At 64.0% G+C, this 21,602-nt stretch carries 20 protein-coding genes; 12 read left to right on the top strand and 8 right to left on the bottom strand.

Annotation, left to right across the window (positions count from 1 at the left end):
- Positions 1-195: 195 nt before the first annotated feature.
- Positions 196-558, bottom strand: a complete 363-nt coding sequence (locus tag NKJ67_RS02330) for a nuclear transport factor 2 family protein (RefSeq protein WP_352580287.1) — start codon at positions 556-558, stop codon at positions 196-198.
- Positions 559-670: 112 nt separating this feature from the next.
- On the opposite strand from NKJ67_RS02330, the gene xylA reads away from it, so the two are divergent.
- From xylA to NKJ67_RS02345, 3 genes are all read left to right on the top strand, one after another.
- Positions 671-1,996 carry a xylose isomerase gene (gene xylA / locus NKJ67_RS02335; RefSeq protein WP_352580289.1) on the top strand — a complete coding sequence of 442 codons (1,326 nt, stop codon included), beginning with the start codon at positions 671-673 and terminating at the stop codon, positions 1,994-1,996.
- 252 nt (positions 1,997-2,248) lie between these two features.
- Positions 2,249-2,725: a GNAT family N-acetyltransferase gene (locus NKJ67_RS02340; RefSeq protein ID WP_352580290.1), complete on the top strand. Its 477-nt coding sequence runs from the start codon at positions 2,249-2,251 to the stop codon at positions 2,723-2,725.
- Between the two features lie 177 nt (positions 2,726-2,902).
- Positions 2,903-3,106 carry a hypothetical protein gene (locus NKJ67_RS02345; RefSeq protein WP_127398055.1) on the top strand — a complete coding sequence of 68 codons (204 nt, stop codon included), beginning with the start codon at positions 2,903-2,905 and terminating at the stop codon, positions 3,104-3,106.
- Positions 3,107-3,120: 14 nt separating this feature from the next.
- Here the strand turns inward: NKJ67_RS02345 and NKJ67_RS02350 are convergent, their stop codons facing one another.
- Positions 3,121-4,101, bottom strand: a complete 981-nt coding sequence (locus NKJ67_RS02350) for a GlxA family transcriptional regulator (RefSeq protein ID WP_352580292.1) — start codon at positions 4,099-4,101, stop codon at positions 3,121-3,123.
- Positions 4,102-4,177: 76 nt separating this feature from the next.
- Here NKJ67_RS02350 and bcoG point away from each other — a divergent pair, with 76 nt between their 5' ends.
- From bcoG to NKJ67_RS02385, 7 genes are all read left to right on the top strand, one after another.
- Complete coding sequence (gene bcoG, locus NKJ67_RS02355; RefSeq protein WP_127269383.1) at positions 4,178-5,095, top strand: 3-dehydrocarnitine:acetyl-CoA trimethylamine transferase BcoG; 918 nt, start codon at positions 4,178-4,180, stop codon at positions 5,093-5,095.
- A 21-nt stretch (positions 5,096-5,116) separates the two neighbouring features.
- Positions 5,117-5,746, top strand: a complete 630-nt coding sequence (locus NKJ67_RS02360; protein ID WP_127269384.1) for an HD domain-containing protein — start codon at positions 5,117-5,119, stop codon at positions 5,744-5,746.
- Positions 5,743-6,846: a carnitine 3-dehydrogenase gene (locus tag NKJ67_RS02365; RefSeq protein ID WP_127269385.1), complete on the top strand. Its 1,104-nt coding sequence runs from the start codon at positions 5,743-5,745 to the stop codon at positions 6,844-6,846. The genes NKJ67_RS02360 and NKJ67_RS02365 overlap by 4 nt, the downstream gene beginning before the upstream one ends.
- A 4-nt stretch (positions 6,847-6,850) precedes the next feature.
- Complete coding sequence (locus NKJ67_RS02370; RefSeq protein WP_023810592.1) at positions 6,851-8,014, top strand: acyl-CoA dehydrogenase family protein; 1,164 nt, start codon at positions 6,851-6,853, stop codon at positions 8,012-8,014.
- 3 nt (positions 8,015-8,017) lie between these two features.
- Positions 8,018-10,096, top strand: a complete 2,079-nt coding sequence (locus tag NKJ67_RS02375; protein WP_352580294.1) for an acetate--CoA ligase family protein — start codon at positions 8,018-8,020, stop codon at positions 10,094-10,096.
- A complete protein-coding gene (locus NKJ67_RS02380) occupies positions 10,089-10,871 on the top strand; it encodes a carnitinyl-CoA dehydratase (protein WP_256746616.1) in 783 nt (260 codons plus the stop codon). Before NKJ67_RS02375 ends, NKJ67_RS02380 begins: the two co-directional genes overlap by 8 nt.
- Before the next feature lie 217 nt (positions 10,872-11,088).
- Positions 11,089-12,027 (top strand): alpha/beta hydrolase, encoded by a 939-nt coding sequence (locus tag NKJ67_RS02385; RefSeq protein ID WP_292337556.1) that lies wholly within the window; start codon positions 11,089-11,091, stop codon positions 12,025-12,027.
- A 34-nt stretch (positions 12,028-12,061) separates the two neighbouring features.
- Here the strand turns inward: NKJ67_RS02385 and NKJ67_RS02390 are convergent, their stop codons facing one another.
- The 5 genes from NKJ67_RS02390 to NKJ67_RS02410 form a co-directional block, all read right to left on the bottom strand.
- Positions 12,062-13,720, bottom strand: a complete 1,659-nt coding sequence (locus NKJ67_RS02390; protein ID WP_292337555.1) for an FAD-binding dehydrogenase — start codon at positions 13,718-13,720, stop codon at positions 12,062-12,064.
- Positions 13,721-13,761: 41 nt separating this feature from the next.
- Positions 13,762-14,748: a Gfo/Idh/MocA family protein gene (locus tag NKJ67_RS02395; protein WP_127396056.1), complete on the bottom strand. Its 987-nt coding sequence runs from the start codon at positions 14,746-14,748 to the stop codon at positions 13,762-13,764.
- Between the two features lie 69 nt (positions 14,749-14,817).
- Complete coding sequence (locus NKJ67_RS02400) at positions 14,818-15,393, bottom strand: YceI family protein (RefSeq protein WP_352580295.1); 576 nt, start codon at positions 15,391-15,393, stop codon at positions 14,818-14,820.
- A gap of 68 nt (positions 15,394-15,461) precedes the next feature.
- Positions 15,462-16,034, bottom strand: a complete 573-nt coding sequence (locus tag NKJ67_RS02405) for a cytochrome b (RefSeq protein WP_128288410.1) — start codon at positions 16,032-16,034, stop codon at positions 15,462-15,464.
- A gap of 56 nt (positions 16,035-16,090) precedes the next feature.
- Complete coding sequence (locus NKJ67_RS02410; RefSeq protein WP_127266811.1) at positions 16,091-16,981, bottom strand: LysR family transcriptional regulator; 891 nt, start codon at positions 16,979-16,981, stop codon at positions 16,091-16,093.
- Between the two features lie 96 nt (positions 16,982-17,077).
- Here NKJ67_RS02410 and NKJ67_RS02415 point away from each other — a divergent pair, with 96 nt between their 5' ends.
- Positions 17,078-18,073 (top strand): aldo/keto reductase, encoded by a 996-nt coding sequence (locus tag NKJ67_RS02415; RefSeq protein ID WP_352580297.1) that lies wholly within the window; start codon positions 17,078-17,080, stop codon positions 18,071-18,073.
- 144 nt (positions 18,074-18,217) lie between these two features.
- Here NKJ67_RS02415 and NKJ67_RS02420 read toward each other — a convergent pair whose 3' ends face one another.
- The gene (locus tag NKJ67_RS02420) at positions 18,218-18,820 is read right to left on the bottom strand and encodes a nucleotidyltransferase family protein (RefSeq protein WP_256746609.1); all 603 of its coding nucleotides are present in this window, start codon (positions 18,818-18,820) and stop codon (positions 18,218-18,220) included.
- A gap of 598 nt (positions 18,821-19,418) precedes the next feature.
- Here NKJ67_RS02420 and NKJ67_RS02425 point away from each other — a divergent pair.
- Positions 19,419-21,551, top strand: a complete 2,133-nt coding sequence (locus NKJ67_RS02425; RefSeq protein WP_352580299.1) for an autotransporter domain-containing protein — start codon at positions 19,419-19,421, stop codon at positions 21,549-21,551.
- Positions 21,552-21,602: the final 51 nt, after the last annotated feature.

Here is a 21,602-nt window from a genome sequence, read left to right on the forward strand (position 1 = left end):
CAGTGCGAGGCGCCCCCCTCTGCCCTGCCGGGCATCTCCCCCTCTAGGGGGGAGATCGGCAGCGTTGACGGCTTTACTCGTCTTGCAAGGTTGATAATTAGCGAAGGCGGGAAAGACAGCCAATCTCCCCCCTTGAGGGGGAGATGGCCGGCAGGCCAGAGGGGGGCGCTTCACGCCCGCCTCCCCCGGAAGTCCTCACTGCGCCGGCACCTTGTCGAGAAAACCAGTGACGCTCTTCAGGCGGCCGTTCTCGATGATTCCGATATCGGTGCCTTCGATCACAGAAGGCGTCCCCTCAGGGCCAAGGTTCCACGAGAAGCGGATCTTGTCGGCAAAACCGTCCGGCGTGCCCTTCAGCGAGAACCGGAAGCCGGCAAAGCGCTGTTGCACGCCGTCGATGAGTGCCGCGACACCCGCATGGCCATCGCCCTGCATGAGCGGATCGCGATAGCTGACGTCTTCGGTGAAGGTCGCCTTGAGCAAGTCGGCCCGGCGGCCGGCATCGCTTTCGTTCCAGGCGGTGATGTAGCCTTGGGCAATCTTGTTGAGGTCGGTCATGGTCTGTCTCCTTCGTTTGACGGTTTTGACATGACCCTTTTCGACCAGCGCCGGCCTGAAACCAATTACGCCTGAGGTAATGGCGGCAGAACTTTGTGAGAGGACAGAAATCATGAGCAGCGGATTTTTCGGCGACATCAAGAAAATCAAATATGAAGGGCCGGATTCGACCAATCCGCTGGCCTATAGGTTCTACAATCCCGACGAGGTCGTCGCCGGCAAACGGCTGGAAGACCATCTGCGCTTCGCCGTCGCCTACTGGCATTCTTTTGCCTGGCCGGGCGGCGATCCGTTCGGCGGCCAGACCTTCGACCGGCCGTGGTTCCCCAAGGCCGGCGGCACCGACACGATGGAACTGGCGAAACTGAAAGCGGACGTCGCCTTCGAGATGTTCTCGCTGCTCGGCGCGCCCTATTTCTGCTTCCACGACGCCGATGTGCGGCCGGAGGGCAAGGACTTTTCCGAAAGTGCCGCGCGTCTCGACGAGATCGCCGACTACTTCGCGGGAAAGATGAAGCAGACCGGCGTCAAGCTGCTTTGGGGAACGGCGAACCTGTTTTCCAATCGCCGCTTCATGTCGGGTGCGGCCACCAATCCCGATCCGGATGTGTTTGCCTATGCAGCGGCGACGGTGAAGAGCTGCCTCGACGTCACCAAGCGGCTGAAGGGCGAAAACTACGTGCTGTGGGGCGGGCGCGAGGGCTATGAGACGCTGCTCAACACCGACCTCGCCCGCGAGCAGGAACAGGCCGGCCGGTTCCTCAGCATGGTCGTCGACTACAAGCACAAGATCGGCTTCAAGGGCGCGATCCTGATCGAGCCGAAGCCGCAGGAGCCGACCAAGCATCAGTACGATTACGATGTCGCCACGGTCTACGGCTTCCTCAAGCGCTTCGGGCTGGAGAAGGAGGTCAAGGTCAATATCGAGCAGGGCCACGCCATCCTGGCCGGCCATTCCTTCGAGCACGAACTGGCTCTGGCCAATGCGCTCGGCATTTTCGGTTCGATCGATATGAACCGCAACGACTATCAGTCGGGATGGGACACCGACCAGTTCCCCAACAACGTGCCGGAAATGGCACTGGCCTACTACCAGGTCCTGCAGGCCGGCGGGTTCAAGACCGGCGGCACCAATTTCGACGCCAAGCTGCGCCGCCAGTCGCTCGATCCGCAGGACCTGCTGATCGGCCATATCGGCGGCATGGACTCTTGCGCACGTGGCCTGAAAGCCGCGGCCCGCATGGTTGAGGACAAGGCGCTATCGGCGCCGCTGGCCGAACGTTATGCCGGCTGGAACACGGCCGAGGGCAAGGCGATGCTCGCAGGCAAGCGCACGCTTGAGGATATCGCCGAGCGTGTCGTCAAGAAGAGGATCGAGCCGCAGCCGAGGTCCGGCCGCCAGGAACTGCTGGAAAATATCGTCAACCGCTACGTGTAAGGCGCGCGCCGCTCCATCTCTGGACCGACATCCGGCACCACTGGCTGAAAGCCGCCGCCATCGCTATCTGCTAGTCAGCCCACTTCGCGAGAGGCTGCCGAGGATCGCACAGATCTTCGGCAGCCAGCGTGAGATCAAGATGCCACGCATGTCGCCGAAAGAGAGCCCGTGCGGCAGCCTTTATTTTTATGCATGTCGTCATCCCAAAACCGCTGGCATTTTTGGGCGACATGCATTGGCGGGAGACGGAAAATGGCAGAGGATCGAATCATCGTGCGCCCGGCGCAGGCGAGCGATATTCCGGCGTTGAAGCAGGTGCTGCAGGAAACGTTCGAAGGCACATGGCTGCCGAACATCACCGAAGCAGCGGCGCGGCGCTATGTCGAGACGGATATTGGCGGGCGCTATGTCGACCGGAGTTGGCCTGAGTTCGCCGTTGCCGAGATCGATGGCGAGGTCGCCGGCCTGATCCATTGGCGCGCGGACTTCATCGAAGCCCTGCACGTGATGGCATCCCGTCAAGGGCAAGGTGTCGGCCGCAAATTGCTTGCCCATGCCGAACAGACGATCGGCGCCGCCGGATTGGCGCAGGCACGGCTGGAAACCGACACGTTCAACCTGCCTGCACAAGCACTCTACAAGGCGGTCGGCTATATCGAGAAAAATCGCTATCCCGATGACGAATGGGACAGTGGCTTCACCACGGTGCTGTTCGAAAAGCGGCTGTAGATTTCTCCTTGACCTGACCTGCCAAGGCGCAGGAACAGCTTTGCGCATGGCCCGGTCTCGCGACATGGTTTTGCCCTTCGACGCCCTTCAATGACCTCGCTCTTGCCTTCAAACTGCCGTCACGAATCTCGTATAAGAGTGGCTCGTGGCGGGAGAGGAAGAAGGAGGCGAACCGATATGCAGAACGAACGTGAAATCGACGCCCTGCTCTCACCTGGCGAGGCTGGATCGATCATCGACCGGCTGATGGCGATGCCGAGGAAAACGGACGACGCCAAGATTTCGAATGAATGGGATCGCGCCGTGGCCAGCCGCTTCGAGACCCGTCTGGCCAGACAGATGCGCTCGCAAATCGACGGCGATCGTCAGAACGCGGCCTGATCGCGCGTTGAAACCTACCCCCTCCGCAACCTGACCGGCGCTTCGCCAAAAGCCCTTGAAAACGCCCTCGAAAATGCCGCGGCGGACGAGAACCCGGTCCGCCCGGCAATATCGGCCATGGCAACCCTCGTATCGACCACCAGCCGGCGCGCGGCACCGAGGCGCAGCCTGAGGTAATAGGCGCCCGGCGTCTCACCGATCGATTTGCGAAAGATGCTCTCCAGCGTTCGCGCCGTCACGCCGGCGCGCTTGGCCACCGCCTCTATGGTCAGGGGCTGGTCGACATGAGCTTCCATCAGTCGGATGGCTTGTGCAAGGCGCGGGTCGTAGCCGTCGAGGCGGCCGAGCGAGACCAACGGCTGCGCGTCGGTGGCGGCGCGCGCCTGGTCGTAAATGAAGACGCTGGCGACATCGAGCGCGACGGCCATGCCGAGCCGCGTGCGGATGAGATGCAGCATCAGGTCGAAGGTCGGCGACGCGCCGCCCGAGGTGAACACCGGCCCGTCGATGACATAGCGGTCCGGACGCACGTCGACGCCCGGGAAAGCGGAGGAAAAATCTTCCATGTCCTCCCAATGGGTGGTGGCACTGCGCCCTTCCAGCAGGCCGGCGCGCGCGACCAGCCAGGTGCCGGCTTCGACACCGCCGCACGCGCGTGCTGCGCGCGCCGCCCGGCGCAGGCCGGAGAGCAGGGCTGACGTCGCATAGTTCTGGGTGCCGAAGCCGGCGACGACGACAAGAACGTCCGTTGCATCGGCCGCATCGAAGCGGCCGCTGACCGCCACCGGCAGGCCGCAGGTGGTGACCGGAGCTTCGCCGGTCACCGAGACCAGCTTGAAATCGAACAGGGTTTCGCCGGAGATGCGGTTGGCGGCGCGCAGCGGATCGACGGCCGACGCCACGCACATGATGGACGAGCCGGAAAACACCAGCAGCGTCACCTTGAGCGGCAGGCGCTCGGCACGAAAGATCGTTGGTTTTTCGCTTTTCGTCATGGAAGCTTCGTAAAACGCAAAACAGTTTCCGGCAAGTCGGGCATTGTTGAGGTCTGTTTCTATGGAGGAGAATTCCATGCCGCTCGCGATGAACCGTGAGGTCTTCATTACCTGTGCCGTGACCGGGTCCGGCGGCTCGCAGGACCGCAGCCCGCATGTGCCGCGTTCCCCCAAGCAGATCGCCGATTCGGCGATCGACGCGGCAAAGGCGGGTGCGGCGATCGTTCACTGCCATGTCCGCGATCCCGAAACCGGCAAGCCGAGGCGCGACGTGCATCTCTATCGCGAGGTGACCGAACGCATCCGCGAGGCCAATGTCGACGTGGTACTGAACCTGACCGCCGGCATGGGCGGCGACATGGTGTTCGGCTCGCCGGAAGCGCCGCTGCCGCTCAACGAAAAAGGCACCGACATGGGCGGCGCCACCAACCGCATGGAACATGTGCGCCAATGCCTGCCGGAAATCTGCACGCTCGACTGCGGCACCATGAATTTCGCCGAAGCCGACTATGTCATGACCAACACGCCCGGTATGCTGCGCGCCATGGGCGGCATGATGACGGCGCTTGGCGTCAAGCCGGAGATCGAGGCCTTCGACACCGGCCATCTGTGGTTCGCCAAGCAACTGGTCGAGGAAAAGGTGCTGAACCCGGATGCGCTGGTGCAGCTTTGCATGGGCGTACCGTGGGGCGCGCCGGATGACCTCAACACCTTCATGGCGATGGTCAACAATGTGCCGTCGACCTGGAACTGGTCGGCCTTCGCTATCGGCCGCAACCAGATGGCCTATGCCGCGGCAGCGGTGCTGGCCGGCGGCAATGTCCGCGTCGGTCTCGAAGACAATCTGTGGCTCGACAAGGGCGTGCTGGCGACCAACGCGCAATTGGTCGAGCGCGCAGCCAGCATCGTCACCAATCTCGGCGCCAGGATTCTTGGGCCAGAAGAGGTGCGGCAGAAGCTCAACCTCACCAAGCGGGCGCCGATCGCGGCATAAATTATTCCTTGGGAGGTCGACATGACTACCGTCAAATTCACAGCGATGAAGGATGGCGACCGGGACGACTACGAGTTCCTGACCGCGCATGAAATCGACTATGCGGCCAGGACCGGCGAACGGCTGCTCGACGCGCTGGTGCAGCTCGACGCGGGCCTGTCCGGCTACAAGATCACCCGGCTCGGCCATTCGCTGCAGGCGGCGACGCGTGCCTGGCGCGACGGCGCCGACACCGACTGGATCGCCTGCGCGCTACTGCACGACATCGGCGACATCTATGCGCCTTACAATCACGATGAATATGCCGCTTCGATCCTCAAACCCTTCGTGCGCGAACAATGCACTTGGGTGGTGGAGAAACATGGCGACTTCCAGCGGCTCTACTATGCCCATCACCTCGGCGGTAACCGCCATGCGCGCGACCGCTTTGCCGGCCACGCCTATTTCGACGATTGCGACCAGTTTTGCGAACGCTGGGACCAGTCCAGCTTCGACCCCGATTATGACACGCTGCCGATCGAATTCTTCCGGCCCTTCGTCCTCGAAGTCTTTGCCCGCAAGGCATACGACCCGTCCGTGATCCGCGCCGGCGAACGCGTGCCGCTCATAGATCCCACAACCGCCATGACCAGAACCGGAGCTTCCGCATGAGCATCATCAACAAGGCAGCCGCCATCGGTGGCGGCGTCATCGGCGCCGGCTGGGTGGCGCGGCTGCTGCTCAACGGCATCGACGTGTCGATCTTCGATCCCGATCCCGAGGCGTCGCGCAAGGTCGGCGAAGTGATGAAGGGCGCGCGCCGCGCCTACAAGCAGATGGTGCCCGGCGGTTTGCCGAAAGAGGGCAAGCTGACCTTTGCCAAGACCATCGCCGAGGCAGTGGCCGATGCCGATTTCATTCAGGAAAGCGTGCCGGAACGGCTCGACCTCAAGCACCGGGTGCTCGCCGAGATCGATACCCACGCGCCGGCCAATGCGATTGTCGGTTCCTCGACCTCCGGCATCAAGCCAACCGACATGCAGGTGGCGATGAAGAAGCATCCGGAGCGGCTGGTCGTCGGCCATCCGTTCAACCCGGTCTATCTCCTGCCGCTGGTCGAGATCGTGGGCGGCGAGCAGACCTTTCCCGAGGCGATCGAGGTCGCCAAGGAGATGTATGCCTCGATCGGCATGAAGCCGGTCGTCATCCGCAAGGAGATCGAGGCCTTCGTCGGCGACCGCCTGCTCGAAGCGGCATGGCGCGAGGCGCTGTGGCTGATCAAGGACGGCATCTGCACGGTCGAGGAACTCGACGACATCATGCGCTATGGCTTCGGCCTGCGCTGGGCGCAGATGGGCATGTTCCAGGTCTATCGCGTCGCCGGTGGCGAGGCCGGCATGCGCCACTTCATGGCGCAGTTCGGGCCCTGCCTGAAATGGCCATGGACCAAGCTGATGGATGTGCCGGAGTTCAACGACGAACTGGTCGACCTGATCGCCACGCAGTCGGACGACCAGGCGCATGGGCTGTCGATCCGCGAGCTGGAAAAAATCCGCGACGACAATCTGGTCGCCATCATGGACGCGCTGTCGAAGCAGAACAAAGGCAAGGGCTGGGGCGCCGGCGCGCTGCACAAGGACTATACCAGGCAGCTCGCCAAGCTGGCGGCGAAGAAGCCCACGGCCTCCAAGGCGGCCGAGAAGGCCAAAGCCTTGAAACCGGTGAAGAAAGCCGAAAAGCCGAAGAAGAAGCCCGGCAAGAAGAAAGGCTGAGAGCATGGATTTCGGGCTGTCGGAGGAACAGAGGCTCATCGTCGAGACGACGCGTGCGTTCGTCGAGAACGAGCTTTACCCGCATGAGCGCGAGGTCGAGCGCACCGGCGTGCTGCGCCGCGACCTGATCGAGGAGATCAAGGTCAAGGCGATCGAAGCCGGGCTCTATGCCGCCAACATGCCGGCCGATGTCGGCGGTGCTGGCCTCGATACGGTGACCTGGCTGCTCTACGAAAAGGAGCTTGGCCGCGCCAATTACGCGCTGCACTGGACCTGCGTGGCGCGGCCCTCCAACATCCTCCTGGCCGGCACGCCAGAGCAGCGCGAGAAATATCTGTTCCCCTGCATCCGCGGCGAGAAATGGGACTGCCTGGCGATGACCGAGCCGGGCGCAGGCTCCGATTTGCGCGGCATGAAGGCGACCGCCGTACAGGACGGCGACGACTGGGTGCTGAACGGCACCAAGCATTTTATCTCCCACGCCGACCTCGCCGACTTTGCCATCGTTTTCATGGCTTCCGGCGAAGAGGATTCGCCGCGCGGCAAACGCAAGAAGATCACCGCATTCTTCGTCGACAAAGGGACGAAGGGCTTCACCGTCCGCGATGGCTACCGCAACGTCTCGCATCGCGGCTACACCAACGCCATCCTCGAATTCGACGATTGCCGGCTGCCCGCCGCCCAAGTGTTGGGCGAAGTCCACAAGGGTTTCGACGTCGCCAATTCCTGGCTCGGCGCCACCCGGCTGCAGGTCGGCGCCACTTGCCTCGGCCGCGCCGAGCGGGCGCTTGGCCATGCCGTCGAATATGCCGCGCAGCGCCAGCAGTTCGGCCAGCAGATCGGAAAGTTCCAGGGCGTGTCGTTCAAGCTGGCCGATATGGCGACCGAATTGAAGGCCGCCGACCTGATGGTGTTCGAAGCCGGCTGGAAGTACGATCAGGGCACCGTCACCGACCAGGACATGGCCATGGCCAAGCTGAAGGCCACCGAGATGCTTGCATACGTTGCCGATGAGGCGATCCAGATTCATGGCGGCATGGGACTGATGGACGATTTGCCACTGGAGCGCATCTGGCGCGACGCGCGCGTCGAGCGCATCTGGGAAGGCACGTCAGAGATCCAGCGCCACATTATTTCAAGGGCGCTGCTGCGTCCGTTCGGGGCATAACATATGCATAAACTTGAGCGTCTCCTGCGGCCGAAATCGATCGCCGTCTTCGGCGGTGCGCAGGCCGCGGCCGTCGTCGCGCAATCGATCAAGATGGGCTTTGCCGGCGAGATCTGGCCGGTGCATCCGACCAAGGACGAGGTCGCGGGCCGCAAGGCCTATCGTTCGGTCGCCGATTTGCCTGACGCGCCGGACGCCGCCTTTGTCGGCGTCAACCGGCATTTGACCATCGAGGTGATCAAGGCGCTGGCCGAGCGCGGCGCCGGCGGCGCCGTCTGCTTTGCCGCCGGCTTCCTTGAGACCGAGGCCTACGACGACGACGGCGAGCGGCTGCAGGCCGAGCTGGTTGCGGCAGCCGGCTCGATGCCGATCATCGGGCCGAATTGCTACGGCCTGATCAATTATGCCGACGGCGCGCTGCTGTGGCCCGACCAGCATGGCGGCATAAGATTGGCCGAGGGCGGCAAGGGCGTCGCCATCATCACCCAGTCCTCCAACATCGCCATCAACATGACCATGCAGAGGCGCGGCCTGCCGATCGCCTTCCTGATGACCGCCGGCAACCAAGCGCAGACCGGTCTGTCCGAAATGGCGCTCGGCCTGATCGAGGACGAGCGGGTCACGTCGCTCGGCCTGCATATCGAGGCCTTCGATTCGGTAGCCGGCTTCGAGAGGCTGGCGGCACGGGCGCGCGAGCTGAAAAAGCCGATCATCGCCATGAAGGTCGGCCGTTCCGAACAGGCCAGGCAGGCGACCGTCTCGCATACCGCCTCGCTGGCCGGCTCGGACGCGGCCTCGGGTGCGTTCCTGCGGCGGCTCGGCATTGCGCGTGTCGATTCGATCCCCGCCTTCATCGAAGCGTTGAAGCTGCTGCATATCACCGGACCTTTACCCGGCTATAGGCTGTCGTCGATGAGCTGCTCCGGCGGCGAGGCCTCTGTCATGGCCGACAGCGCCGAAGGGCGCTGGGTCAATTTCCCTGTGCTGACCGACAGCCACCGCGCCCATGTCAAATCGACGCTCGGGCCGCTGGTCGCGGTCGCCAATCCCTTGGACTATCACACCTTCATCTGGAACAACGAGCCGGCGATGACCGCCACCTTCACCGCCATGGTGTCGGGCGGCTTCGACCTCAACATGCTGGTGCTGGATTTTCCGCGACCTGATCGTTGTTCGGTCACCGATTGGTGGGCGACGTTGCGCGCCTTCGAATCGGCGCTGAAGACCAACAAGGCGCATGGCGCGATCGTCTCGTCGCTGCCGGAAAACCTGCCGGAGGAGTACACCGCCGAACTGATGGCGCGCGGCATGGTGCCGTTGTTCGGCATTTCGGAAGCCATGGATGCCGCCGGGGCGGCGGCCTTCATCGGCTGGGCTTGGGCCGAACCGCAGGCGCAGCCGATCGACACTTCTGCTGCCGGTGCGCCTGGTGGCGACCATGTCACGCCCGACGAGGCCGAAGCAAAATCGCGGCTGATCAAGGCCGGCCTGCCGGTGCCGAAAGGCGAACGGGCCGCCAATGCGGTCGAGGCGGTGATTTCGTCGATGGCGCTCGGCTTTCCCGTCGCACTGAAGGCGCTCGGCGTCAGCCACAAATCCGAAGTTGGCGCCGTCAGGCTCAACCTCAGGGATGCCGAATCCGTCAGCACCGCGGCGCATGACCTGTTGCCGCTCGGCACCGGGCTCTATGTCGAGCGCATGGTGCGCGACGGTGTCGCCGAGCTCATCGTCGGCTTCACCCGCGACCCGATGTTCGGTGCGGTGATGACCTTGGGCACCGGCGGCGTGCTGGTCGAATTGTTGCGCGACAGCGTCACGCTGATGCTGCCGGCGACGCGCGACGATATCGAGGCGGCGCTGCGCGGCCTGAAACTGTTCCCGCTGCTCGAAGGCTATCGCGGCCGGCCGAAAGCCGATGTCGCGGCCGCCATCGATGCCATCTCGGGCATTGCCGGCTTCGTGCAGGAGAATGCCGGCGAGATCGAGGAACTCGACATCAACCCGCTGATCGTCTGTGCAGAGGGCAAGGGCGCCTGGATCGCCGACGCGCTGCTGGTGCTGGGAGAGAACAAGAATGTCTGACGTCATTTCGACCCGCCGCGAGGGCCCGATCCTCGAAGTCACCCTCGACCGGCCCAAGGCCAACGCCATCGACCTGAAGACCTCGCGGCTGATGGGCGAGACCTTCAAGGCGTTCCGCGACGATCCGGAATTGCGCGTTGCCATCGTCAAGACCGCCGGCGACAAGTTCTTCTGTGCCGGCTGGGACCTCAAAGCCGCTGCCGGCGGCGATGCCGTCGATGGCGACTATGGCGTCGGCGGCTTTGCCGGGCTGCAAGAATTGCGCGACCTCAACAAGCCGGTGATCGCTTGCGTCAACGGCATGGCGGTCGGCGGCGGCTTCGAGCTGGCGCTGTCCTGCGACCTCATCTACGCCTCCGATCATTCCTCCTTCGCGCTCCCCGAAATCCGCGCCGGCACGCTGGCCGACGCGGCAACGATCAAACTGCCGAAGCGCATCCCCTACCATGTCGCCATGGACCTTCTGCTGACCGGCCGCTGGATGGATGTGGCCGAGGCGCATCGCTGGGGCCTGGTCAACGAAGTGCTGCCCAAGGAGAAGCTCGAGGACCGTGTCTGGGAGATCGCCCGGCTGCTCGCAGGCGGCCCGCCGCTGGTCTTTGCAGCGATCAAGGAGACCGCGCGTGTGGCCGAGGCGCTGACCTTCCAGGACGCCATGAACAAGGTGACCCGCCGCCAGCTGCCGACGGTCGATGCACTCTACGGCTCCGAGGATGGCATGGAGGGTTTTCGCGCTTTTGCGGAGAAGCGTGAGCCGGTTTGGAAGGGGAAGTAGTGGATACCGCCGGAACGATGGCGCTTACCCCCCTCTGGCCTGCCGGCCATCTCCCCCTCAAGGGGGGAGATTGGCAGCTTCGATCTCTGCACTCTTCTTGCGACGCAGAAGGTTGGCGAAAGTCTTCGCAACATCCGATCTCCCCCCTTGAGGGGGAGATGTCCGGCAGGACAGAGGGGGGCGCCCTGGCTCAGCCTTGGGCGCCTTTCCAGCACCCATGACCGATTACAAAACCCTCATCGACGCCGAGACCTGGGCGTTCATAGAGCGGACCAATTCCTACTATCCGCCCGACACGATCGACTACACGATCGCGCAGCAGCGCGGGATCTATGACCGCATGTGCCGCGAATTCTTCGCCGGCTATCCCGAAGGCGTGGCGGTCGAAACCTCAGCCATTGCGACGCCCACGCACGACATCCCGATCCGCACCTACCGAAGCACACACAAAGCTGCGGTGACGGTGCTCTATGTCCATGGCGGCGGCTTCATCCTCGGTGGGCTGGACAGCCACGACGATGTCTGCGCCGAGCTCTGTGCCCGCACCGGCTATGAGGTGGTCTCGGTCGATTATCGGCTGGCGCCGGAGCATCTGCATCCGGCGGCCTTCGACGATGCGATGAGCGCCTTCGAATGGGCCGCCGCCAATCGCGATCATCCTATCGTGCTGTGCGGCGACAGCGCCGGCGGCAATCTCTGCGCCGCCGTCAGTCACGCCACGCGTGACCGTTCGAAAAGGCCGGTTGGCCAGGTGCTGATCTATCCCGGCCTCGGCGGAGACCGCGCGAAAGGCTCCTATGTCAAGCACGCCGAAGCGCCAATGCTGACCGTGCGCGATCTCGAATTCTACAAGCATATCCGCACCGGCGGCGTTGATAGGACCGGGGACATCACGCTGTCGCCGCTCGCCGACACCGACTTCTCCAACCTGCCGCCGACTGTGCTGATCACCGCTGAGTGCGACCCGTTGTCGTCGGATGGTGAGGCCTATCGCGACCTGGTCGTGGCGGCGGGCGGATGCGCAACCTGGTTCGAGGAAACGGGGCTGGTGCATGGTTATCTCCGAGGCCGGCACATGGTCGGCCGCGCCCGCGCCAGCTTTACGCGGATCACCGAGGCGGTGACCGCGCTTGGACAGGGCGACTGGCGCTGGTGATCGCGGCTAGACTCTGAGGGCCGACAGGCGCCGCTCATCCCACCGAAGCGGCCACCGCACGGCCGGCGCTGCGGCCGGAAAAGATGCAGCCGCCGAGGAAGGTGCCCTCAAGCGCCGCGTAGCCATGCACGCCGCCGCCGCCAAAACCGGCGGCTTCGCCGACGGCGTAGAGTCCCGCAACCGGCTGGCCATCGGCACCCAGCACGCGGCTGTCGAGATCGGTCTGCAGGCCGCCCAGCGTCTTGCGGGTCAGGATGTTGAGGCGCACCGCTATCAGCGGGCCGTTTGCCGGATCGAGCATCTTGTGCGGCTTGGCCGTGCGGATCAGCCGGTCGCCGAGATAGGCGCGCGCCCCGCGCAGAGCGGTGATTTGCATGTCCTTGGAGAATGGGTTGCCGAGCTGCCGGTCGCGGGCGCGCATTTCGCGCTCGACCTGGGCTACCTCAAGAAGCGGCTCGCCGCCGGCAAGCGCGTTCATGCGCGCGACCAGCGTCGGCAAGTCGGCCTCGACGATGAAATCCTCGCCCTTCTCCATGAACGCCTTGACCGGACCCGGAATGCCCGATGTGGCGCGGCCGAGCACCTGGCGCCAACTCTTGCCGGTCAAATCGGGGTTCTGCTCGGAGCCCGACAGCGCGAACTCCTTCTGGATGATCTTTTTGGTCAGGATGAACCAGGAATAGTCGAAGCCGGTGCTCATGATGTGGGCGAGCGTGCCCAGCGTGTCGAAGCCGGGATAGAGCGGCACCGGCAGGCGCTTGCCGCGCGCATCGAGCCACAGCGATGACGGGCCGGGCAGGATGCGGATCGCATGATCGGTCCAGATCGGCGACCAATTCTTGATGCCCTCGACATAGTGCCACATGCGGTCGCGGTTGATGATCGAGCCGCCGGCCTGTTCCGCGATTGCCAGCATGCGGCCGTCGACGTGATCGGGCACGCCGGTGATCATGCGCTTCGGTGCGGCGCCCAGCCGTTTGGGCCAATTCTCCCGCACCAGTTGATGGTTGGCGCCGATGCCGCCGGAGGCGACGATCACCGCTTGCGCGTGAAGCTCGAAATCGCCTGATATTTCGCGCGAACTCTTGTGGCCGCGCTCGACAGCGCTGGGCTGCAGGATGTCGCCACGCACACCGGTCACAACAGCACCCGTCCGCGTCAGTTCATTGACCCGATGACGGAACTTGAAGCTTATCAATCCGCGTTTTTGCGCCTCGCGCACGCGCTGCACGAAGGGTTCGAGAACGCCGGGGCCGGTGCCCCAGGTGATGTGGAAGCGCGGCACCGAATTGCCGTGGCCGATGGCATTGCCGCCACCCCGCTCGGCCCAGCCGACGACGGGAAAGAATTTCAGGCCGCGCTGCATCAGCCAGGAGCGTTTCTCGCCGGCGGCGAAGCCGACATAGGCTTCCGCCCATTTGCGCGGCCAGAAATCCTCCGGCCGATCGAAAGCCGCGGTGCCCAACCAGTCTTCCAACGCCAGGTCATGCGAATCGCGGATGCGCATGCGCCGCTGCTCGGGCGAATCGACGAGAAAAAGGCCGCCGAACGACCAGAACGCCTGACCGCCCAGCGACTGCTCCGGCTCCTGGTCGACAATGATGATTTTCTTGCCGGCCTCGGCAAGCTCGGCGGCGGCAACCAGCCCTGCAAGGCCGGCGCCGACAATGATCACGTCCGCATCGTCAGCCATCTTTCCTCCCAGAATTAGCCGGCTACTTCAATTGCAAGGGGTCAGACGGTCTCCCAGCCTTCTTTGCCGCCGGCGCGGAAGATGGCATCGATGACTTTCTGGTTGAGCACGGATTCCTCCAGCGTGAAGACGCGCTCCTTGCCGCCCTGTGCCGCACGCGCGAAGGTCTCGACCTCCAGCCGGTATTGCTGCGTGCCGGGAAAGCGGAACACTTGCGCCTCGGTGTGGTTCTGGTTGTGCAGTTCGACGCGGTGGTGGTCGTAAAGCCCGGCATTGAAAGGCGAGAACAGCTCGATGAAACCCTTCTCGCCGTGGAACACCATCACCTGGCGCGCCGCCATCTGCGTCGACAGATAGAAGGACAGCTCGAAGTCGCCGAAATCGGCGCGGATCGAGGAGTAGATGTCGGTGCCGAATGTCTTGTCGCGCTCGATAGTCGCCTGGACGCGCAGCGGCTCCTTGCCGGTCGAAAAGCGCGTCGACACGGTCGGGTAGACGCCGATGTCGGGCAGCGCGCCGCCGCCGAGGTCGAGCTGGTTGCGCATGTTGCTGGGGTCGACATTGTAGTAGGAGAAGGCACCCTGCACATGGCGCAGCCGGCCGATGGCGCCGCTGGCGATGAGGTCGCGTACCTTGATCCATTGCGGGTGGTAGATGACCATGAAGGCCTCGCAGACCAGTACCTTTTTCTGGTCGCGCAGCTCGATCAGCGGGGCAATGTCCTTGGCGTCGAGCGCCAGCGGCTTTTCGACCAGCACGTGCTTGCCGGCTTCGATGGCCTTGGCCGCCCATTCGACATGCTGCGAGGTCGGCAACGGGATGTAGACGCCATCGACCTCGTCGGAGGCAAGCAGTTCCTCATAGGAGCCGAAGGCATGGCGCGCGCCGAAGCGCTCGGCCAGCGCCTTGGCCTTCGACAGGTCACGGCTGGCGATCGCCGACAGCACGCCGTTCTCCGCCTCGACCATCGCCGGCAACAAATGCTCGCGGCCGATCTTGGCCGTCGACAACACACCCCATCGGAACATCAGGCTTCTCCATCACAATTACAGGCAACGAGGTTTGCCCGAAATCGCCGGAAAAGCCAATGACGAGGGTCAGCCCCTTTTGCCGGTCAGCGTCATGTCGAAGTCGACGATGTTGGAATAGATTGGCGTGCCGACATCCATGCCGTAGCGCGACCTCAGCACCTTGCCGGTGACATGGAATTTGATCGTCCCGGCCTTGAGACCGCCAAGCTCGGCCGTGAACTTTTCCGGAAACGTCTTGCCGCGCGCCGTCAGCCGGCCGCTGACGAGGGCCGTGGTGTCGCTGGTTCGGGTCACGCTGGTAGAGCGGAACTGGATCTCCGGGTTGTTGGCGGCATCGAACACCGCGTCGGAGCGCAGGAAGGCATCGATACGGCTCTGGCCGGTGCCAACGCTTTCGGGAAAGATGGTGAAATTGACCTGCGAGTGCCCGACATCGCTGTTGTCGATGCGGATCGAGCCCTTGAAGCGGGCGAAGGCGCCATTCAGGCCGCCGGCGCCGACCTTGCCGATGGAGAAGCGGATGCTGGAGTTGGCCGGGCTGATCGAATAGCTGCCGGCGGCGTCACCAAGCGCGACGGCCGCTGAAACAGGCATGGCGAGGCAAGCGGCGACCGCCGCAAATCCGAGGATGCGCGTGTACATGGGGATGTTCCTTGTTGGAGGCAGCGCATTCCTGCGCCCTCACTCCATGAACGAATGAACCGCTCGCTCTATTCCGGATCTGACGAAGGCGTGATCATGCGCATGAGCACGCCATCCCTGAGCTGGAAATGATGCCGCAGTGCCGCCGCAACGTGGAGAGCCACAAGCGCCATGCCGGCATAGGCAAGATACCAATGCGCCGCCGCCCAGAAGCTTTCGGCACCATCCGATTCGGCCAGCGGCAGGTTCGGCATGACGAACAGGTTGAACGGCAGGCTGGGTATCTCCAGCATCGAGACCGACACCAGCGCCCAGCCGGACAAGGGCAAGGCAAGCTGAAACGCGTAGAGCGCAAAATGGGCCAAAGGTGCCGCCCGACGTTCCAAAGTCCCGACCGAGCGCGGCAGCGCCGGCGTTGTATTGCCGCAGCGCCAGACGATGCGCAGGATGATCAGGCCGAGCAGCAGGAAGCCGAAGGATTTGTGCAGCTGGATCAGTTCGAAGGCGGTGCGCTGGCTGGTCACCCGCACCATGACGAAGCCGAGTCCGAACTGGCCGATGAAGATCAGCGCAATCAGCCAGTGAAGAATGATCGCGCCCCAGCCATAGCGGGTGGTGCTGTTGGTGATCGATGTTTGCATCGTTGGTGAACGACCGCGATGCCGGTTATCTTCCACCAAGGGGGGGCGAGCCCGCTCTATCCACTCACCTTGAAGAAATCGACAAACGCCCTGAGCGCTGGCCGCATCTGACGGCGGCTCGGATAATAGACAAAGAAGCCGTCGAAGGGCGGGCACCAGTCCTCCAGCACGCGGATCAGCCTGCCGTCGGCGAGCGGGGCGCGGACATAGTCCTCAAAGACGAAGGCGAGCCCGGCGCCGTCGACCGCCGCCTGGGCGATCAGATGGTCCTCGTCGAGGATCAGCGGTCCCTCCACCGCCATCTCGATCGTCTCGCGGCCTTTCTCGAACTCCCAGCGGTAGAGGATGCCGCTGGAGAAGCGGAAGCGGATGCAGCGGTGGCCGGCCAGGTCGCGCGGGTGGCGCGGCTTGGGGTTGACCTCGAAATAGACCGGGGCGCCGACCACCGCGCCGCGAAGGTCCGGCCCGATGCGCACCGCGATCATGTCGCGCTGCAGGCTCTCGCCAAGCCGGACGCCAGCATCGAAGCCGCCTTCCACCACGTCGGTGAAGCGGTCCTCGATGACGATCTCCAGCACGATGTCGGGATAGGCCGACGCAAAGGCGCCCAGCCGTGGCGTCAGCGCCAAATGCGCTGCCGTGCGCGGCACGGTCAGGCGCAGATTGCCGGCCGGCCGGTCGCGCGTCTCGATTGCCGTCTCCAGCGCCAGGTCGATCTCCGACAGCGCCGGCCGCAACCGCTCCAGCAACTGCGCACCTTCTTCGGTCGGCGCGACGCTGCGTGTGCTGCGCGCCAGCAGCCGAACGCCAAGCCGCGCCTCCAGGCTGGATACCGCGTGGCTGACAGCCGAAGGCGCGATGGCCAATTCCCTGGCGGCGCCCCGAAAGCTGCCGCATTGAGCGACAGTTGCCAGCACGGCCAATTGGGAAAGATGCGCGCGATTCATTGATCTATCTTTTAGTACAGCCCGGGCGGATGAAAGCCGATTATCGAACACAAGGCAAGGCGCTATTTCTCCCACATCGCAACAAGGAGACGCGTTATGCAAACCCGCAAGCTAGGAACTGAATTGAACGTCTACCCCGTCGGCCTCGGCTGCATGGGCATGAGCTTCGCCTATGGCGGCCAAGCGGAAGCCGATGCGATCGCCACGCTGCACCGCGCCGTCGACATCGGCGTCAATTTCTTCGACACGGCGGAGGTCTATGGCCCCTTCGAGAACGAGATTCTGCTCGGCAAGGCGCTGAAGCCGGTGCGTGATCATCTGACGATCGCGACAAAATTCGGCTTCCGGATTCTGGAGGAAGGTACAGGCCTCGACCGCATGGCGGGCGTCGACAGCCGCCCCGAGCACGTCAAAGCGGTCGCCGAGGCCTCGCTGAAACGGCTGGGCACCGATGTGATCGACCTCTACTACCAGCACCGTGTCGACCCCAACGTGCCAATCGAGGATACGGTCGGCGCCATGGCCGAACTGGTGCGCGAGGGCAAGGTGCGCGCGCTTGGCCTGTCCGAGGCGAGTGCCGCGACCATTCGCCGGGCCCATGCCGTGCATCCGATATCGGCCGTGCAGAGCGAATATTCGCTGTGGAGCCGCGACCCGGAAGACGAGGTGTTCGCCGTCTGCCGCGAGCTCGGCATCGGCTTCGTTCCCTATAGCCCGCTCGGCCGTGGGCTGCTGACCGGCACGATCGCCAAGCCCGAGGCCTTGAGCGACGGCGACTGGCGCCGGACCTTGCCGCGCTTCCAGGCCGAGGCGATGGAAGCCAACGCCGCTGTCATCGCCACCTTGGAAAAGCTGGCTGTTGAAAAGGGCGTGACCTCGGCACAGCTGGCGCTGGCCTGGGTGCTGCACCAGGGCGATTTCATCGTACCGATCCCCGGCGCGCGCAAGATACGCCATCTGGAGCAGAACACGGCGGCGGCGGACGTCGAGCTAAGCGCGGCCGAGGTGCAGGCTATTGGTGACGCGCTGTCGCCCAACAAGGTTATGGGCAAGCGCTACACCGAAGAGTTGCTGGCACTGGTGAACGGCTAGGTCTTCCCCCTCCCCCTTGTGGGGAGGGTCGGCTCGCTGTCGCAGCGAAGCGGAGACAGCGGGACGGGGTGGGGGAGCGCCCTACGAAGACCCCCACCCCGCTCCGCTGCGCGGATCGACCCTCCCCACAAGGGGAGGGTGAGGTCACCACGGCACAACCGTAATCTCCGGCCAGCACTCCCTCGCCCTCGCCCCCTTCACCTCATGCGTCTGCTGGTTGTCCATCACCCGGTTCGGTGTGATGCGGAACGAAAAAACATCATCCAGCCCGAACGGCGCCACCAACACCAGCTGCCCGTCAGCATCGTATCGAACCCCGACGGCGTGCGTCTTCGACGCGAAATAGCAGACGGGATCGCTGGCGTTCGAATAGCGCGGGCACGGCCGCCCGAACTTCTGCGGATACCAAAGATGCACCCGCGCCTGATTGCGCACCTCGACCGGCAGCGGCAGTCCTTCGAAATGCTTCTCCGCGCGGCGAATAACGGCGTCCTCGGCCTCGTAGGAGAGGTCGCTGTCATCGAAGTAGAACAGGTCGACATCCCTGATGCCATACCCCGAAGGCTTGCCGGTCAGATGGTTCCAAACACTGTTGTAGAGCGCGCCGGAAACCACCAGCCAGTCCGGCAGGTCGAGCGTGCGAGCCAGCGCCAGCGCGTCGCGTAACAGCGGGTCGGCAAGCACGATGGCGAGAAACGCCGCGCGCTGCTCTTCAAGAGGAAGGCCCGAATAGCAGAGAGGATCCATCGCCCTTTGGAGAGCGATTCGGCAAGTATCCGCAATGCTTCGCCCATAGCGCCACCAAAGATGTGGCCAGATTGCAACGTGACCGGACCATGATGCTCGGCCTGGCCCTAAAACAGCCCCACCCTCGTCATCTGACGACTATGCGCGTCTGCCCATCTGCCGGCATGGACGATTGCTATTGGAATTTTCCACACCGGCTGGGGTAGCCTGGGCATGCAGATATCGTCGGTTTGGCCAGCAGCATCGTCGAGAGGACCGATCGACAGGGCAAAATTGACTGCGAAGTGGTTCTGGATTGCCGCGACCTTCTGCGTTCTGATCGCAGCCTCGCTCAATGCAAGTGCTGCGGCGGAGCCGATCGTGATTTCCCCGGCCACGCTGCCGGATGGGAGAGTTGGTGAGCACTATGATCGGACGCTGATGGCTTCAGGCGGAGCTGGCGGGCCATACACGTTCGCGCTCACTTCGGGGGTCACGCCGGTCTCCTTCAGCAGCGGCGGCGTCCTCTCCGGGGCAGTGATAGCCGCCCCCGGCACCAGATCAGGTCGGCAACACCGGCACACGCGACTACACGATTGTGATCGCGGACAACCCGGTCTTGATTTCGCCTGCTGCGTTGCCCGGCGGGCAGATTGGCCAGCCGTATAACCAGGCGCTGACGGCTTCGGGTGGCGCTGGCGGTCCCTACACGTTCTCGGTCGTTTCGGGCTCCATGCCCGTCGCCTTCAGCAGTGCCGGCGTCCTCTCAGGGCCAGTGATAGCCGCCCCCGGCGTCTACAGTTTCAGGGTCCGGGCGACAGACCATGTCGGCAACAGCGGCGAACACGACTACACCATCGTGATCGCGGACAACCCGGTCGTCATTTCACCAGCTGCCTTGCCCGGCGCGCAGATTGGCCAGCCCTATAGCCAGGCGCTGACGGCTTCGGGTGGTGCTGGCGGCCCCTTTACGTTCTCGATCGTTTCGGGCTCCATGCCCGTCGCCTTCAGCAGTGCCGGCGTCCTCTCCGGGCCGGTCATAGCGCCCCCCGGCGTCTACAGTTTGAGGATTCGGGCGACGGACCATGTCGGCAACAACGGCGAACGCGACTACACGCTTGCGATCACCACTGGCCCGCCCATCGTAATTTCACCGGCAGCTTTGCCCAATGGCCAGGTTGGGCAGCCCTATAGCCAGATGCTGACCGCAACCGGCGGTGTGGGCGCGCCTTACACGTTTCAGCGGATGATCGGAAATCTGCCCGAAGGCGTTTCGCTCGCAACCGATGGCACACTCGGCGGCACGCCGACCGAGAGCGGATCATTTGCCTTTGCCGTCGATGTGTTCGACACCTCCGAGAACAGGGCAAGGCGCGAGTATACGCTGGACATCGCTGCGGCCCCCCGACCGACGGCGCCGTCACTGACCATGACGATCGTTGCCGGCATGTCGGCTTCGCTGCCGTTGACGCCGGGGGCTACCGGCGAACCATTCAGCGCCGCGGCGATCATGTCCAGCGCCCCCGCCGAGGGCGGCACGGCGACGCTGTCCGGCGCGCCCAACTACCTACTGACCTTCGCGTCCTCGCCGGTGTTTTCAGGCACCGTCATCGTAACGTACACACTGACCGGCCCCGGCGGCGTTTCCGATCCGGCCACGGTGACCATCACCGTCACCACGCGGCCGGACCCCTCCGACGATCCGGAGGTCGCCGGGCTGCTCAATGCCCAGGCGCAAGAGGTGCAGCAATTCGCCGCCGGGCAGACAGACAATATCAACCATCGCATGGGCGCTTTGCGAAGCGAGGCGTGCCGCAAGGCCTTTGCGAATGGGCTCGAACTGTCTGGCCAAGGCGCCGATGGCAATGCCGCCAGCGTCGACTTTCCAGACGGATCCGATTGTGGGGGCGACGCGGCAAAGCTGGGCTTCGGCTTGTGGGCCGGCGGCCACATCGATCTCGGCCATAGTTCGCCTGACGATAGCGCGGAGCGGGACTCCGTTTCGATCAACATGACCACCGGCATCGACTACCGTTTCAACGACCGTTTCGTCGCCGGTCTGGCCGTCGGCTACTCCAGCGACGACAGCGACATTGGCGGCAATGGCACCGAGAGTTCCGGCGAGGCCTACAGCGCGACGCTCTATGCAAGCTATCGCCCGGCCGACAACCTGTTTCTCGATGCCCTGGCCGGCTACGGTTCGTTCAGCTTCGATTCGAAGCGCTTCGTGACAAGTGTTGGCGGCTTTGCCGACGGTCAGCGTGACGGCGACCAGATTTTCGGCTCGCTGACTGCCGGTTTCGATCATCGCGTCGGCGGGCTGCGACTCACTCCGTTCGCCAGGTTGACGGCATCCTCTTCGAGCCTCGACGCGTTTACCGAAACCGGAGCAGGCATCTATTCGCTGAGCTTCGGCAAGCAGAGCGTCGACAGCCTCGGCGGCACGCTTGGCCTTGCCGGCGGCTATGACATGCCCGTGGCCCTCGGCGTCTTCACACCACGCTTCCGGTTTGAATACACTCACGAATTCTCCGGCTCGAGCGGCGTCGATATCCGCTACGCGGATAGTCCGGATGGCCTTGTCTATGGCTTCCAGACGCAGCCTTTGGCGAGTGACCAGGTGATGATCGGCCTGGGCGCCGATCTGCTGCTGCACCAAGGGTTATCCATCGGGCTCGATTATCGCGGCACAATCGGCTTTCAAGACAGCTACAGCCATGCCTTTGGCCTGAGGGTCGGCGGCGGGTTCTGACCATTGCGGCAACGGCTGCTCATCCGTCCCGTGGACGGATGAGCAGCCCCA

Origin of the sequence: Mesorhizobium sp. M0088 (genome assembly GCF_040322895.1) — a bacterium.
Taxonomy (GTDB): Bacteria; Pseudomonadota; Alphaproteobacteria; order Rhizobiales; family Rhizobiaceae; genus Mesorhizobium.